This is a genomic window from Falsiroseomonas sp. HW251, from assembly GCF_050563545.1.
In the GTDB taxonomy this organism is placed as follows: Bacteria; Pseudomonadota; Alphaproteobacteria; order Acetobacterales; family Acetobacteraceae; genus Falsiroseomonas.
Map to the genome: position 1 here is coordinate 45025 of NZ_JBNXUM010000003.1, position 14003 is coordinate 59027.

Annotated in this window: 13 protein-coding genes; 10 read left to right on the top strand and 3 right to left on the bottom strand. The window is 69.9% G+C overall.

Annotation, left to right across the window (positions count from 1 at the left end; genetic code table 11):
• The first annotated feature begins 68 nt into the window (after window positions 1-68).
• Window positions 69-1118 (top strand): hypothetical protein, encoded by a 1050-nt coding sequence (locus ACLF3M_RS03820; protein ID WP_430655522.1) that lies wholly within the window; start codon window positions 69-71, stop codon window positions 1116-1118.
• A 137-nt stretch (window positions 1119-1255) separates the two neighbouring features.
• Here the strand turns inward: ACLF3M_RS03820 and ACLF3M_RS03825 are convergent, their stop codons facing one another.
• Window positions 1256-1861, bottom strand: coding sequence for a nucleoside 2-deoxyribosyltransferase (locus ACLF3M_RS03825; protein WP_430655523.1), 606 nt, complete (start codon window positions 1859-1861; stop codon window positions 1256-1258).
• Window positions 1862-1902: 41 nt separating this feature from the next.
• Here ACLF3M_RS03825 and ACLF3M_RS03830 point away from each other — a divergent pair, with 41 nt between their 5' ends.
• Complete coding sequence (locus ACLF3M_RS03830; protein ID WP_430655524.1) at window positions 1903-2697, top strand: alpha/beta hydrolase; 795 nt, start codon at window positions 1903-1905, stop codon at window positions 2695-2697.
• Window positions 2694-4385: an adenine deaminase gene (ade, locus tag ACLF3M_RS03835; protein WP_430655525.1), complete on the top strand. Its 1692-nt coding sequence runs from the start codon at window positions 2694-2696 to the stop codon at window positions 4383-4385. The genes ACLF3M_RS03830 and ade overlap by 4 nt, the downstream gene beginning before the upstream one ends.
• A gap of 116 nt (window positions 4386-4501) precedes the next feature.
• Here ade and ACLF3M_RS03840 read toward each other — a convergent pair whose 3' ends face one another.
• Window positions 4502-6838, bottom strand: coding sequence for a bifunctional salicylyl-CoA 5-hydroxylase/oxidoreductase (locus ACLF3M_RS03840; RefSeq protein WP_430655526.1), 2337 nt, complete (start codon window positions 6836-6838; stop codon window positions 4502-4504).
• A gap of 114 nt (window positions 6839-6952) precedes the next feature.
• On the opposite strand from ACLF3M_RS03840, the gene ACLF3M_RS03845 reads away from it, so the two are divergent.
• Genes ACLF3M_RS03845 through ACLF3M_RS03870 form a run of 6 tightly spaced genes read left to right on the top strand, consistent with a single transcriptional unit; the run spans window position 6953 to window position 12230 of the window.
• Window positions 6953-7684 (top strand): SDR family NAD(P)-dependent oxidoreductase, encoded by a 732-nt coding sequence (locus ACLF3M_RS03845; RefSeq protein WP_430655527.1) that lies wholly within the window; start codon window positions 6953-6955, stop codon window positions 7682-7684.
• Window positions 7681-8193: a MarR family winged helix-turn-helix transcriptional regulator gene (locus ACLF3M_RS03850; RefSeq protein WP_430655528.1), complete on the top strand. Its 513-nt coding sequence runs from the start codon at window positions 7681-7683 to the stop codon at window positions 8191-8193. Before ACLF3M_RS03845 ends, ACLF3M_RS03850 begins: the two co-directional genes overlap by 4 nt.
• On the top strand, window positions 8190-9017 hold the full coding sequence (locus ACLF3M_RS03855) for an enoyl-CoA hydratase family protein (RefSeq protein ID WP_430655529.1): 828 nt from the start codon (window positions 8190-8192) through the stop codon (window positions 9015-9017). Before ACLF3M_RS03850 ends, ACLF3M_RS03855 begins: the two co-directional genes overlap by 4 nt.
• Window positions 9017-10177: an acyl-CoA dehydrogenase family protein gene (locus ACLF3M_RS03860; RefSeq protein ID WP_430655530.1), complete on the top strand. Its 1161-nt coding sequence runs from the start codon at window positions 9017-9019 to the stop codon at window positions 10175-10177. The genes ACLF3M_RS03855 and ACLF3M_RS03860 overlap by 1 nt, the downstream gene beginning before the upstream one ends.
• 17 nt (window positions 10178-10194) lie before the next feature.
• Window positions 10195-11835, top strand: coding sequence for a benzoate-CoA ligase family protein (locus tag ACLF3M_RS03865; RefSeq protein WP_430655531.1), 1641 nt, complete (start codon window positions 10195-10197; stop codon window positions 11833-11835).
• Window positions 11832-12230, top strand: a complete 399-nt coding sequence (locus tag ACLF3M_RS03870) for a RidA family protein (RefSeq protein WP_430655532.1) — start codon at window positions 11832-11834, stop codon at window positions 12228-12230. Before ACLF3M_RS03865 ends, ACLF3M_RS03870 begins: the two co-directional genes overlap by 4 nt.
• Here the strand turns inward: ACLF3M_RS03870 and ACLF3M_RS03875 are convergent.
• Complete coding sequence (locus ACLF3M_RS03875; RefSeq protein ID WP_430655533.1) at window positions 12224-12451, bottom strand: hypothetical protein; 228 nt, start codon at window positions 12449-12451, stop codon at window positions 12224-12226. The two genes, ACLF3M_RS03870 and ACLF3M_RS03875, sit on opposite strands and share 7 nt — an antisense overlap.
• A 334-nt stretch (window positions 12452-12785) precedes the next feature.
• Between ACLF3M_RS03875 and ACLF3M_RS03880 the strand changes: the two genes are divergently transcribed.
• Entirely contained in the window at window positions 12786-14003 is a 1218-nt protein-coding gene (locus ACLF3M_RS03880; RefSeq protein WP_430655534.1) for an NADP-dependent isocitrate dehydrogenase, read from the top strand.

Here is a 14003-nt window from a genome sequence, read left to right on the forward strand (position 1 = left end):
GGTGGCGGTCCCGCGCCCGTCAAGCCGGAACCGCCTGGCCCCCCGCGCGTCTCGCAACGGGGGCATCCATGTTCGAAGACACCATCACCCTGCCCGCCCATGGCACGGCGCTGTTCCCGGGGCTGCGGCTGGACGCCTACAGCCTGGACCTGCCGGAGCGCAGCGGGCAGCAATTCGGCGACCGCGCGAGCCACCGCGCCTTCGACGCGATCCTGGCGCAATGGCGTCGACGCGCCCGGGCGGAGGGCCATGATCCGCTTGGCTCTGACCCCGATCCGGATCGAGCCGCGCTGGACGGGGCGCTCGCCGGGCCGCCGCGTGCAGCCGGCCTGGTGCAGGCCACCATCGAGGACTACGCCGGCGCGCTGGCGCAGGTGGTGCGCCGCTTCCTGCTGCTGCCGGATTGGCAGGGCACGCAGCGCGTCGTGGTGGGCGGCGGCCTGCGCGCCAGCCATGTCGGCGAGGTCGCGATCGGGCGCGCCGCGGCGCTGCTTCGTACGGCGGAGGCCGGCGTGCGGATGGGCCCGATCCGCCACCACCCCGACGAGGCCGGGCTGATCGGCGCCGCCCATCTGATCCCGCGCCCACAGCTGGAGAGTTGCGACGCCGTGCTGACGGCGGATCTCGGCGGGACCTCCTTCCGCGCCGGCGTGGTGCTGCCGAGGCTCGGCGTCGCGGCGGACCTGAGGGCGGCGGGCGTCTGGCGCAGCCGGATCTGGCGCCATGCCGAGGATCCCCGCGCCGACCGCGCCTCATCGCTCGGGCGCCTGGCGGGGATGCTGGGCGACCTGGCCGGAGAGGCCGCGGCGGCCGGCATTGCGCTCGCGCCGGTTGTCGCGGTCGGGGTGCCCGGCGTGCTGGATGCCGAGGGCCGCCTGCTGCGCGGCGCGGAGAACCTGCCAGGCGACTGGCAGGCCGAGACCTTCCGCCTGGCCCCGGCGCTGGCCCGGCTGCTGCCGCTCGAAGGCGGCGGTCATCCCGCGGTGCTGCTGCACAACGACGCGGTGGCGCAGGGCCTGTCGGAGGCGCCCTTCGCGCGCGAGGTCTCGCGCTGGGGCGTGCTGACAATCGGGACGGGCCTGGGGAACGCCCGCTTCACCAACCTGCCGAGGCGCTGAACTGAACCCAGCGGAAAGCCCTCTCCCCCCGCTTATGGGGGAGAGGGTTGGGTCAGGGGGACGCGGAGGATTTTGGACAGACTTGCCAACTTCGCCGCCCCGTCACCCTGACCTCTCCTCCCGCGGGTGGAGAGGGTTCAGTCGCGCGAGGCAGCGAGAGCCTTCACGCATTCCTCGAACGCCGCGAGGTCGGTCCAGCGATCCACCTCCGGCACGTCGCGGCGGATGAAGAGCCCGCCGGCTTCCTTGATTCCGCCGTCGATCATGAGGTTGTCGCCGAGCCCGAAATCCTCGACCGCCATCTCCTGCCCGTCGCGCCAGCGGCCCTCCGTGTCGCGATGCGCGGCGGGACCGAGGAAGCCCAGCGTGCGCGGCACCAGCCCCGCCGCGACGTTGCTGTAGCCCAGCACCCTGCGGCCCAGCGCGCGCATGAAGCCGACCTCGTAGACCGTACCCGCATCCGCCGACGGCCCGCGGAACGGCGTGAGGTTCGCGATCACCGCATCGGCGTCACGCATATGCGCCTCGTTCCGGCGGTAGATCCAGAGCCAGCGCGGGATGTCGGCCTCCTCGGGATGCTGCGGGTGCGCGTCCACGGGGAAGATGCCGGTCAGCCCATGCGCGGCGCAGATCTCGCGCTTGCGGTCGGCCATCGCATGCGGGTCGGGCAGAAAGACGTCGGGGCCGGCGAGATAGACCTTCATCGCGCCCTTGTGCCCGATAAGGCATGGGTTGAGGAACATGGGACTTGCCGCACGCATGACGGGCGGTCTTGCATGGGCCGATGGACCTGGAAGCCGAGTACAACAACCGCCTGCGCGTGCCCGACAGCGCGGCGCTGATCGCCGGCTGGGCCCGGGACGCTGCGGCATGGCGGGAGGCCTGCCCGGGCGCCGAACTCGGCCTGGCCTACGGCGCGGGCGAGAGGGAGAAGCTGGACCTGTTTTCCGCCGGCGTCGACGCGCCGGTCGCGGTCTTCATCCATGGCGGCTACTGGAAGGCGCTGGACCGCAGCTTCGCAAGCCATTGCGCGCGCGGCCTCGTGCTGCGCGGCGTCAGCGCGGCCGTCCCGTCCTACGATCTGTGCCCCGTGGTCGGCATCGGCGATATCGTCCGGCAGATACGCGCAGCCTGCCGGTTCCTGTGGGCGCGGACGGGACGCCGCATCCTGGCGGTCGGGCATTCCGCGGGCGGGCATCTCTCAGCGATGCTGTTGGCGACGGACTGGCGCGCCCTCGATCCGGCGCTGCCGGCCGACCTGGTGCATGCGGCGCTGCCGGTCTCCGGCGTGTTCGAACTGGAGCCGCTGCTGCCGACCACGGTCGCGCAGGGGCTTAACCTGGACGCGGCGAGCGCCCGCGCCTTGTCGCCGCGCTTCATGCCCTCGCCCGCGCGGCCGCTGTACTGCCTGGTCGGCGGGGCCGAGAGCGACGAGTTCATTCGCCAGACCCGCGACATGGCCGCGGCCTGGGGCGGAAGCTGGGAAGCGTTGCCGGGCGCCGACCATTTCACGGTGATCGCGCCCTTCGCCGATCCGGATTCGACCATCGTGGCGCGGGCGCGGGCGATGGCGCGATGAGCCTCGGGGACCGCATCGACCAGGGGCGCGGCGCCGCGCCGGCCGAGCTCGTGCTGAAGGGCGGGCGCGTCTTCGACCTCGTCACCGGTGCGCTGGTGGAGACCGACGTCGCGGTCAGCGGCGACCGCATCGTGGGCACGCATGGCGTGTTCCAGGGCCGGCGCGAGATCGACGTCGGCGGCCTGGTGCTGGTGCCCGGCTTCATCGACACGCACCTGCATATCGAGTCATCCCTGGTCACGCCCTTCGAGTTCGAGCGCTGCGTCGCGCCGCGTGGGGTGACCACCGCGATCTGCGATCCGCACGAGATCGCCAATGTCGCGGGGATCGAGGGCATCGCCTGGTTCCTGCAGGCCGCCGAGCGGATGGTGATGGACCTCCGCGTGCAGCTGTCGTCCTGCGTGCCGTCATCACCGCTGGAGACCTCCGGCGCGCGGCTCGAGATCGCGGACCTCCTGCCGCTGCGCGGCCACCCCAAGGTCATCGGTCTCGCGGAGTTCATGAACTACCCTGGCGTGCTGGCGAAGGATCCGGGCTGCCTGGCAAAGCTCGAGGCCTTCCAGGACGGGCACATCGACGGGCACGCGCCGTTGCTGCGCGGAATGGCGTTGAACGGCTACCTCGCCGCCGGCATCCGCACGGACCATGAGACGACCGGCGCGGAAGAAGCGCTGGAGAAGCTGTCCAAGGGCATGGCGGTGCTGATCCGCGAGGGCTCGGTGTCGAAGGACCTGCACGCCCTGCTGCCTATCCTGACGGAGCGGCATTCGCCCTTCCTCGCGCTCTGCACCGACGACCGCAATCCCCTCGATATCGCGGAGCACGGCCATCTCGACCACATGATCCGCACGGCCATTTCTGTCGGCGTGGAGCCGCTGGCCGTCTATCGCGCGGCGAGCCATTCGGCGGCTCGCATCTTCGGCCTGCGCGACCGCGGACTTGTCGCACCGGGCTGGCGCGCCGACATCGTCGCGCTGGACAGCCTGGAGGGCTGTCACGCACAGCTCGTGCTGGCAGGCGGCGTGGTGGTGGAGGAAGCCGCCTTCGCACGGCGCGAGTCGATCGCTCCGGTCGCACGGCGTTCCGTGAAGGCGCGCCGCGTCGCCGCATCCCATTTCCGCAGGCCCGCGCCGAACGCTGCCACGCCCGTCATCGGCATCGTGCCGGGCCGCATCATCACGGAGCGGCTGGAGGCGGTGCTGCCCGTGGTGGACGGCGCGGCGGCCTGTGACCTCGCGAACGACTGCCTGAAGGTCGCGGTGCTGGAGCGGCACGGCCGCAACGGCAACCTGGCTGTCGGCTTCGCGCATGGCTTCGGGCTGAAACGCGGCGCCATCGCGTCCACGGTCTGCCACGACCACCACAACATCATCGTGGTCGGCGCCGACGACGCGGACATGGCGCTGGCCTGCAACCGGCTCGGCGAGATCGAAGGCGGCTTCGTCGTGGTGGAGGCGGGCCGCGTGCTGGCCGAACTGCCACTACCGGTCGCGGGACTGATGAGCCTGGAGAGCTTCGAGACCGTGCGCGACGCCCTGGTCGGCCTGCGCGCCGCGGCGACGAGCCTCGGCACGACGCTGGAGGAGCCGTTCCTCCAGCTCGCCTTCATCGCGCTACCGGTGATCCCCCACCTGAAGATCACTGACCGCGGCATGGTGGACGTCGATCGGTTCGAGCTGATCCCCTGAACCCTCTCCCGCTTGCGGGGGGCCGACGCACTGCGTCGGCGCCGGAGCGGTCGGCTTCAGCCGACGGCGCGCAGGCTGGTGCCTAGCAAAGCGAGGCGGGTGGGGGTGAGCGCGCCCTACTCGGCCGCCCTCGGCAGTTCCGCCGTGGCCGGCGCATGGCTCTTAGGCCGCGCCTTGATCCGCAGGTCCCGCAGATCCGCCTGGTTGCGCGCCTCGTTGCGCAGCAGCGCGTCCTTGCCCCAGCGGTATTGCGGCGGGCAGGCGACGTCGCGGACGCCATACTGCGCCGCGGCCTGCATGGTGAAGAACGGGTTGGTCAGATGGGGCCGGGCCAGCGCGACCAGGTCGGCGCGTCCCGCGCCAAGAATGGTGTTCACCTGGTCGGCGGTGGTGATGTTGCCGACGCACATGCTGGCGATGCCGGCCTCGTTGCGGATCATGTCGGACCACGGCACCTGGAACATCCGGCCGTAGACGGGCTCCGCGTCGTGCACGGTCTGGCCGGTGGAGACGTCGATGAGGTCGGCGCCCGCGGCGGCGAAAGCGCGCGCGATGGCCAGGCAATCCTCATCGGTCAGCCCGCCATCCTTCCAGTCGGTCGCGGAGATGCGGACCGACATCGGCTTGTCGGCGGGCCATACCGCGCGGATGGCATTGAAGACCTCCAGCGGAAAGCGCAGCCGGTTCGCGACGCTGCCGCCGTACTCGTCGATGCGGATGTTGGTCAGCGGCGAGAGGAACGACGCCAACAGGTAGCCATGGGCGCAATGCAGCTCGACCATGTCGAAGGCGGCTGCAATGGCGCGCCTGGTTGCCGCGACGAACTCCTCGCGCACCGCGTCCATGTCGGCGCGGGTCATCTCGCGCGGGGTCTGGCTCTGCGTGAAGTAGGGGATCGGGCTGGCGGAGATGATGGGCCAGCCGCCGGTCTCCAGCGGCTGGTCGATGCCTTCCCACATCAGCTTGGTCGCCCCCTTTCGCCCGGCATGGCCGAGCTGGAGGCAGATCTTCGTGGCGCTCCGGGCGTGGACGAAATCGACGATGCGCTTCCAGGCCGCCTCCTGCTCGTCGTTCCACATGCCCGTGCAGCCCGGCGTGATCCGCGCCTCGGGAGAGGTGCAGGTCATCTCGGTGAAGACCAGCCCGGCGCCGCCCAACGCGCGCGACGTGTAGTGCTGGAAGTGGAAGTCGTTCGGCAGACCGTCCTCGGCGGAATACATGTCCATCGGCGAGACCACGACGCGGTTGGCGAGCTGCATGCCGCGCAGCGCGAAGGGCTGGAACATAGGCGGCTTGGCGTCGTCTGCCTTCAGCCCCTTCGCCCGCGCTTCCCGCGCGAACAGCGTCTGCGTCTCCGCCACGAACTCTGGCGCCCGCAGCGCCAGATTGTCCCAGGTGATCGCCTTGGACCGCGTCATCACGCCGAAGGCGAACTGCGTGGGATCGAAGTGCCAGAAACGCTTCACATGCTCGAACCAGACCAGCGAGACGTCGGCGGCGTGCTGGATCTTCTCGACATCCTCGCGACGCGCGGATTCGAAGCGCGCGAGGCAGGTCGTCACGTCGCCGCCGGCCCGGAAGGCCTGGTGCAGCGCGATCGCATCCTCCATCGCGAGCTTGGTGCCGGAGCCGATGGAGAAATGCGCGCTGGCCTTGGCATCGCCGAGCAGGACGATGTTGTCCTTGACCCACGACGCGCACTTGATCGCGGGAAAGCGGCGCCAGTTGCTGCGGTTGATCAGCAGCTTGTGGCCTTGCAGGTCCTCCGCGAAGACGCCTTCGAGGTAGCGCGCGCTCTCCTCCTCGGTCATGTGTTCGAGGCCGGCGCGGGCGAAGGTCTCGGGGTCGGTCTCCAGCACCCAGGTGCTCGCGCCCTGCTCGTACTGGTAGCAATGCGCGATGAAGATGCCCTCGGGGCGCTCGCGGAAGAAGAAGGTGAAGGCGTCGAAGGGGCGCGTGGAGCCCATCCAGGCGAAGCGGTTGGGGCGCAGGTCCACCTCGGGCCTGAAGTGGTCGCGCCAGCGTTCGCGGATCGGTGAGTTGATGCCGTCGGCCGCGACGATCAGGTCGGCGTCGGGGAAATCCTCGGGCTTCGCCTCGCGGCGGTATTCCAGTTCCACGCCCAGACCGCGCGCGCGTTCCTGCAACAGCAGCAGCAGGGTGCGGCGTGAGCAGCCGCAGAAGCCGTTGCCGCCGATGCGGTGGACCGATCCCTTCGCGTGGATCTCGATGTCGTCCCAATAGGCGAAGCTCTCGGTGATCGCGCGGTAGGAGGGCTCGTCCGCGGCCTGGAATATGTCGAGCGTCGCGTCGCTGAACACCACGCCGAAGCCGAAGGTGTCGTCGGCGCGGTTGCGCTCCACGACCGTGATGCGCGCGGCCGGGAAGTCGCGCTTCATCAGGATGGCGAAGTAGAGCCCGGCGGGCCCGCCGCCGATCACCGCGATGCGCATGGCACCTCTCCTCCAGATGTGATACTTTAGGCCTAAAGGATTTTCGCGGTCCAGCGGATTCAGCGCTTGCCCCCGCACGGCGCGATGTTTTAGGCTTCAAGCATCGGAGGGTCCATGCGGCCAACGCTTTCCGGGATCGAGGCTCTCGTCACGGGCGGCGGCACCGGCATCGGCGCGGCCTGCGCGGCGGCGCTGACCGAAGCGGGCGCGCGCGTGACCGTGATGGGGCGGCGCGAGGGGCCGTTGCGGGCGGTCGTGGAACGCGGCCATGCCGCAGCCTTCGTCCAAGGCGACGTGACCGCGCCCCCTGCCCTGCCCACCTTCGCGATCCTGGTGAACGCCGCGGGTGCCGCGGAAAGCGCGCCTTTCCTGAAATCCGACGATGCGCTGTTCGAGCGGATGTGGCGCGTGAACGTGATGGGCGCCGTCGCGGTCACGCGCGCCGTGCTGCCCGGGATGCTCGATGCAGGCTTCGGGCGCGTGGTGCACATCGCCTCCACCGCGGCGCTGAAGGGCTACGCCTATGTCACGGCCTATGTCGCGGCCAAGCACGCGCTGCTCGGCCTGACCCGCGCCCTGGCGCAGGAAGTCGCGAGCAGGGGCATCACGGTCAACGCGGTCTGCCCGGGATTCACGGACACCGACATCGTCGCGGAGTCCGTCGCGCGCATCGTCGCCACGACCGGCCGCAGCGAAGCCGAGGCGCGCGCCGAGCTCGCCAAGCACAACCCGCAGCGCCGCCTGGTGACACCGGACGAAGTCGCGACCGCCGTGCTCATGCTCTGCGTGCCGGGGGCATCGGCCATCAACGGCCAGGCCATCGCCGTGGACGGGGGCGAGACATGAACGACATCTCCCCGATCGCGGTGGATGCCGAGACCGCGCTGGCCCATGCCCCGCCCGGCCACAAGGACGAGCTGCGGCTGTGGCTGCGCCTGTTGACCTGCACGACGCTGATCGAGGGCGAGATCCGCACGCGCCTGCGCCGCGACTTCGACACCACCCTGCCCCGCTTCGACCTGATGGCTGCGCTGGATCGCGCCAGGGACGGGATGACGCTGGGCGAGATCTCGCGCCGCATGATGGTCAGCAACGGCAACGTCACGGGCTTGGCCGCGCGGCTGGAAGCCGAGGGCCTGGTGGAACGCCGCGCCCAGCCCGGCGACCGGCGCGTCCAGCTGCTGCGGCTGACGCCGAAGGGCCGGCGGGAGTTCGCGCGGCAATCTGCCGCCCACGAATCCTGGATCGCCGAATTGCTGGACGGCCTGGCGGAGACGGAGAGCACGACCCTCTTCCGCCTGCTCGGCCGCGCCAAGGCCTCGGTCCGCGCCGCGCTCTCGCCGGAGGAAGCATGATCACCGCCATCAGCGGCCCGCTCGCCGCCTACCGCGCGAAGCACCTGAAGCTGGAGGTCGCGGGCGCCGTCGCGACGCTGACGCTTGACCGGCCGGAGCGGAAGAACCCGCTGACCTTCGACAGCTACTCCGAGATGGCGGCGATCCTGCGCACCGCGACGCATGACGACGGCGTGAAAGCCTTCGTCGTCACGGGCTCGGGCGGCAATTTCTGCTCGGGCGGCGACGTGCACGAGATCATCGGCCCGCTGCTAGAGCGCGACACCAAGGGGCTGATGCAGTTCACCTCCATGACGGGCGAGCTGGTCAAGGCGATGCGCGCCTGCCCGCAGCCAATTGTGGCCGCGGTGGACGGCGTCGCGGCCGGTGCCGGCGCTATCATCGCGATGGCCTCCGACATCCGGCTCGGCACGGCGCGGGCGAAGGTGGCGTTCCTGTTCAACCGCGTCGGGCTCGCGGGCTGCGACATGGGCGCCTGCGCGATCCTGCCGCGCATCATCGGCCAAGGGCGGGCAAGCGAGCTTCTGTATCTCGGCCGAAGCCTCGGCGGCGAGGAAGGGCTGGCCTGGGGTTTCTTCAACCGGCTGCACGCGCCGGAGGAATTACACGCCGCTGCAGCGGCGATGGCGAAGGAGATCGCTGAGGGACCCTCCTTCAGCCATGCCATGACCAAGCGCATGCTGCAGATGGAGTGGGCGATGTCCATGGACCAGGCGATCGAGGCCGAGGCCGTGGCCCAGGCGCTCTGCATGACCACCAACGATTTCCGCCGCGCCTACGACGCCTTCGTCGCGAAGCAGCGACCCGTGTTCAAGGGCGACTGATGCCGGACCGGACCTTCCTCGACTGGCCCTTCTTCGAACCGCGCCACAAGGCGTGGGCGGCGGAGGTTGAGGCCTGGGCGGCCGCTCATGCCGAAGCGCTGGTCGACGAGCACGACGCCGACGGCAGCACCATCGCCCTGGTGCGCGCGATGGGCGAGGCGGGGCTACTGCGTGTCCCCTGCCCCGAAGATGGCAGGCTCGACGTGCGCAGCCTCTGCCTGGCGCGCGACATCCTGGCGCGCCATGCGGGCCTCGCGGATTTCGCCTTTGCGATGCAGGGCCTTGGCACCGGGCCCGTGGCGCTGTTCGGCACCCCTGCGCAGCGTGACGCCGTGCTGCCTGCCGCGCGCGCGGGCACGGCGCTCGCAGCCTTCGCGCTGTCGGAGCCCGACGCCGGCAGCGACGTCGCGGCGCTGGCGACCGTCGCGGAGAAGGACGGCAACGGCCATTACCGGCTCACCGGCCGCAAGACCTGGATCAGCAATGGTGGCATCGCCGCGACCTATGTCGTCTTTGCCCGCACCGGCGAGGCGCCGGGTGCCAAGGGGCTCTCCGCCTTCCTGGTGCATGCCGACACGCCCGGCTTCAGCATCGAATCCCGCATCGAGGTTACCGCGCCGCATCCGCTGGCGACGCTGGCCTTCGACGCGGCACGCATCCCCGCGGACGCGATGATCGGCAAGCTCGGCGATGGCTTCAAGGTGGCGATGGGCACGCTCGACGTCTTCCGCTCCACAGTCGGCGCCGCGGCGCTCGGCTTCGCGCGGCGGGCGCTGGACCTTACGCTCGATCGCGCCACGAACCGCCGGCTGTTCGGCGCGACGCTCTTCGACCAGCAGATGTCGCAGGCCGCCATCGCGGACAGCGCGACGGAGGTCGAGGCCTCGGCGCTGCTCGTCTACCGCGCGGCCTGGCTGAAGGACGCCGGCACGCCCCGCATCACGCGTGAGGCCTCCATGGCGAAGCTGCATGCGACCGAAACCGCGCAGCGCGCGGCCGATCGCGCCGTGCAGATCCATGGCGGCCTCGGTGTCACGAAGGGCCACAAGGCCGAGGAACTCTATCGCGAGGTCCGGGCGCTCCGCGTCTACGAAGGCGCCTCGGAGATCCAGCGCGTGGTGATCGCCCGCGCCGAGAAGGAACGCCGCACGTCAGCCTGAACCAAGGGAGACGGGAGATGGACGGGATGATGACCGCGCAGCTCGCGCCCAGTGCGCATGCCGACACCTTCGCGCGCGACAACCTGCCGCCGCGCGAGCAGTGGCCGGATTTCCTGCTCGACCGGCCGGAATACCGCTACCCCGCGCGGCTGAACTGCGCGGTGGAACTGCTGGAACGCAACATCGAGCGCGGCCGCGGCGACCACCCCGCCATCGTCACGCCGGCCGAGACGCTGACCTACGGCCAACTTGCCGCGCGCGTGAACCGCATCGCCAACGTGCTGACGACGAAGCTCGGCTTCGTGCCGGGCAACCGCGTCCTTCTGCGAAGCATGAACAATGCCTGGATGGTCGCCTGCTACTTCGCCGTGCTGAAGGCCGGCGGTGTCGTAGTCGCCACCATGCCGCTGCTGCGCGCGAAGGAACTCGGCCAGATGTGCCGCAAGGCGCGGATCAGCCACGCTTTCTGCGACATTCGCCTGGTAGAGGAACTGCGGAAGACGGACGCGCCCGACCTCAAGCACCTCGTTACCTGGGGCGACGGGCAGCTGGAGGCACTATGCGAAGCGGCCTCGCCGAACTTTACGGCCTGCGACACCGCCGCCGACGATGTCTGCCTCTTCGGCTTCACCTCCGGCTCTACAGGCGAGCCCAAGGCGACGATGCATTTTCATCGCGACATGATGGCGATCTGCGACGGCTATGCCATGCAGGTGCTGCGGCCGGAGCCGACCGACGTCTTCCTCGGCACGCCGCCGCTGGCCTTCACCTTCGGCCTCGGCGGTCTGGTGCTGTTCCCCTTCCGCGTCGGCGCCACCGGCGTGCTGCTGGAACGAGTGACGCCGGAGGAACTGCCGGCCGAGATCGCCAGGCACAAGGCGACGGTGACCTTCACCGCGCCCACGGCCTATCGGATCATCGCCGGCCTGGCGAAGCAGCACGACCTGTCGTCCCTGCGCAAATGCGTCAGCGCCGGCGAGACGCTGCCGAAGCCCGTCTTCGAGGCCTGGCAGGCCGCGACGGGCCTCAAGCTGATGGACGGCATCGGCGCGACGGAGATGCTGCACATCTTCATCGCCGCGCGGGAGGATCAGATCCGCCCCGGCGCCACCGGCATCCCGGTCCCCGGCTACCGCGCGAAGGTTGTGGACGAGAACGGGAAGGAGGTGCCGCGCGGCACCCTTGGGCGTCTCGCGGTTCAGGGGCCGACGGGGTGCCGCTACCTCGCCGATCCGCGCCAGGCCAACTACGTGCAGGACGGCTGGAACATCACCGGCGACACCTATGTCCAGGACGAGGACGGCTATTTCTGGTACCAGGCGCGCAACGACGACATGATCATCACCGCCGGCTACAACGTCGCCGGGCCGGAGGTCGAGGTCGCGCTGCTGACGCATCCCGCCGTCAAGGAGTGCGGCGTGGTCGGCGCGCCGGATGCGGATCGCGGCATGGTGGTCCGCGCCTATGTCGTGCTGCATCCCGGGCACACGGCGGGTCCCGACCTCGCCAAGGCGCTGCAGGACCACGTGAAGGCCGAGATCGCGCCCTACAAATATCCTCGCAGCATCGTCTTCGTGGAGACGCTGCCGCGCACCGAGACCGGCAAGCTGCAGCGCTTCGCGCTTCGTAAGCAGGCCCAGCAGGAGCCCGCGGCATGACGCTGACTGCCCTGCAGCCACCGGGCTGGCCGGCGCCGCGCGGCTACGCGAACGGCATGATGGGCCGTGGCCGCGTCGTGCTGGTCGGCGGCATGATCGGCTGGGACGAGGCGGGGCGCTTCCCCCAGGGCCTGGTCGCGCAGGTCCGTCAGGCCCTGCTCAATATCCTGACCGTTTTGAAGGAAGCCGGTGGCGGGCCGGAACATATCGCGCGGCTGACCTGGTATGTCACCGACATGGAGGAATACCGCGCCAGCCTGAAGGAACTTGGCCCCGTCTATCGCGACGTCATGGGTCGCCACTTTCCCGCCATGGCGCTGGTGCAGGTCGTCGCGCTGGTCGAGCGCGACGCCCGCGTCGAAATCGAGGCGACGGCGATCCTGCCGGATCAGTAGGCCTCGGCCGGCGGCTCCCCCGTGTCCGCCGGCGCGGCGGCGGCGTCGGAGGCGCCCTCGCGCCAGCCCTTCCGCTCCTCCCGCATGCGCTTGACCAGCATGGCCGCGCCGATCAGCCCGGCGCCGGCCGTCGCGGCCACCGCGACCGCCCCCACCGCCGCCAGGCCCGCGCCCACCATCACGGGGGCCGCCATCATCCGTCCGGCGCAGCGCATCAGCATGGGCATCTCCTCATCCGGCCCGGGATGTGGGCCCGGGCGGCGGCGGCACAACCGCCAGCGACCGCTCCGCCGCGCAGGAACAGACCACGCTGCCGTCCGACAGCAGGTTCGGGACGGTCGGTTCCCCGCAATGCGGGCACTCCACGGCCTCCCTGATGGGCAGGGTCGTTGCAGTCACATCCCTGCCCTAGCCCGGGCGCATCCCCGGCGGCAAGCCGCGGACTTGCCCGCCCGCGGCCCCGTTGGCATGTTCCGCCGCCCGCAAAGGGTTGCGGCGCCGTGGGCGTCGGCGAGGAAGGCAGCAGGTCCCGCCTTGGGACCCAAGAGGATCGGCATGGCCAAGATCAAGGTGAAGACGCCCGTCGTGGAGATGGACGGCGACGAGATGACCCGCATCATCTGGGGGTTCATCAAGGAGAAGCTGATCCTCCCCTACCTCGACATCGACCTGAAGTACTACGACCTCGGCGTCGAGTACCGCGACCAGACCGACGACCAGGTGACGGTGGACGCGGCGAACGCGACCAAGAAGTACGGCGTCGGCGTGAAGTGCGCGACCATCACGCCTGACGAGGCGCGGGTGAAGGAGTTCAACCTGAAGAAGATGTGGCGGTCGCCCAACGGCACGATCCGCAACATCCTGGACGGCACGATCTTCCGCGAGCCCATCATCTGCAAGAACGTCCCGCGCCTGGTGCCGCACTGGTCGAAGCCGATCGTGGTCGGCCGCCACGCCTATGGCGACATCTACCGGGCGGTGGAGATGAAGGTGCCGGGCGCCGGCACGGTGAAGATGACCTATACGCCCGAAGGCGGCGCCGCGCAGGAGATCGGCGAGTTCGTCTTCAAGGGCCCCGGTGCGGCGATGATGCAGCACAACCTCAACAGCTCGATCGAGGGCTTCGCGCGCGCCAGCTTCAACTACGGCCTGCAGCGCAACTACTCCGTCTATTTCAGCCACAAGAACACGATCCTCAAGGCGTATGACGGCAACTTCAAGGACATCTTCAAGGCGATCTTCGACGCCGAGTTCGCCGACAGGTACAAGGCCGCCGGCCTCACCTATGAGGACCGGCTGATCGACGACATGGTGGCCTCCGCGCTGAAGTGGGAAGGCGGCTACATCTGGGCCTGCAAGAACTACGACGGCGACGTGCAGTCCGACATCGTGGCGCAGGGCTTCGGCTCGCTTGGCCTGATGACCTCCGTGCTGCTGTCCCCGGATGGCTCGACGGTGGAATCCGAGGCCGCGCATGGCACGGTGACCCGCCACTACCGCCAGCACCAGAAGGGCCAGGAGACGAGCACGAACCCCATCGCCTCCATCTTCGCCTGGACGCGGGGGCTCGCCTATCGCGGCAAGTTCGACAACACCCCTGATGTCGTGGAGTTCGCGGATGCCCTGGAAGCCGTCTGCATCGAGACGGTCGAGAGCGGCGACATGACCAAGGACCTCGCGATCCTGATCAGCAAGGACCAGCCCTGGCTCAACACCCAGGCCTTCCTGAACAAGCTCGACGAGAACCTGAAGAAGAAGATGAAGCTGGCCTGA

Coding starts and splice junctions, on each gene's coding strand:
- ACLF3M_RS03820 (WP_430655522.1), top strand. CDS start 69: ATGTTCGAAGACACCATCACCCTGCCCGCCCATGGCACGGCGCTGTTC.
- ACLF3M_RS03825 (WP_430655523.1), bottom strand. CDS start 1,861: ATGTTCCTCAACCCATGCCTTATCGGGCACAAGGGCGCGATGAAGGTC.
- ACLF3M_RS03830 (WP_430655524.1), top strand. CDS start 1,903: ATGGACCTGGAAGCCGAGTACAACAACCGCCTGCGCGTGCCCGACAGC.
- ade (WP_430655525.1), top strand. CDS start 2,694: ATGAGCCTCGGGGACCGCATCGACCAGGGGCGCGGCGCCGCGCCGGCC.
- ACLF3M_RS03840 (WP_430655526.1), bottom strand. CDS start 6,838: ATGCGCATCGCGGTGATCGGCGGCGGGCCCGCCGGGCTCTACTTCGCC.
- ACLF3M_RS03845 (WP_430655527.1), top strand. CDS start 6,953: ATGCGGCCAACGCTTTCCGGGATCGAGGCTCTCGTCACGGGCGGCGGC.
- ACLF3M_RS03850 (WP_430655528.1), top strand. CDS start 7,681: ATGAACGACATCTCCCCGATCGCGGTGGATGCCGAGACCGCGCTGGCC.
- ACLF3M_RS03855 (WP_430655529.1), top strand. CDS start 8,190: ATGATCACCGCCATCAGCGGCCCGCTCGCCGCCTACCGCGCGAAGCAC.
- ACLF3M_RS03860 (WP_430655530.1), top strand. CDS start 9,017: ATGCCGGACCGGACCTTCCTCGACTGGCCCTTCTTCGAACCGCGCCAC.
- ACLF3M_RS03865 (WP_430655531.1), top strand. CDS start 10,195: ATGGACGGGATGATGACCGCGCAGCTCGCGCCCAGTGCGCATGCCGAC.
- ACLF3M_RS03870 (WP_430655532.1), top strand. CDS start 11,832: ATGACGCTGACTGCCCTGCAGCCACCGGGCTGGCCGGCGCCGCGCGGC.
- ACLF3M_RS03875 (WP_430655533.1), bottom strand. CDS start 12,451: ATGCTGATGCGCTGCGCCGGACGGATGATGGCGGCCCCCGTGATGGTG.
- ACLF3M_RS03880 (WP_430655534.1), top strand. CDS start 12,786: ATGGCCAAGATCAAGGTGAAGACGCCCGTCGTGGAGATGGACGGCGAC.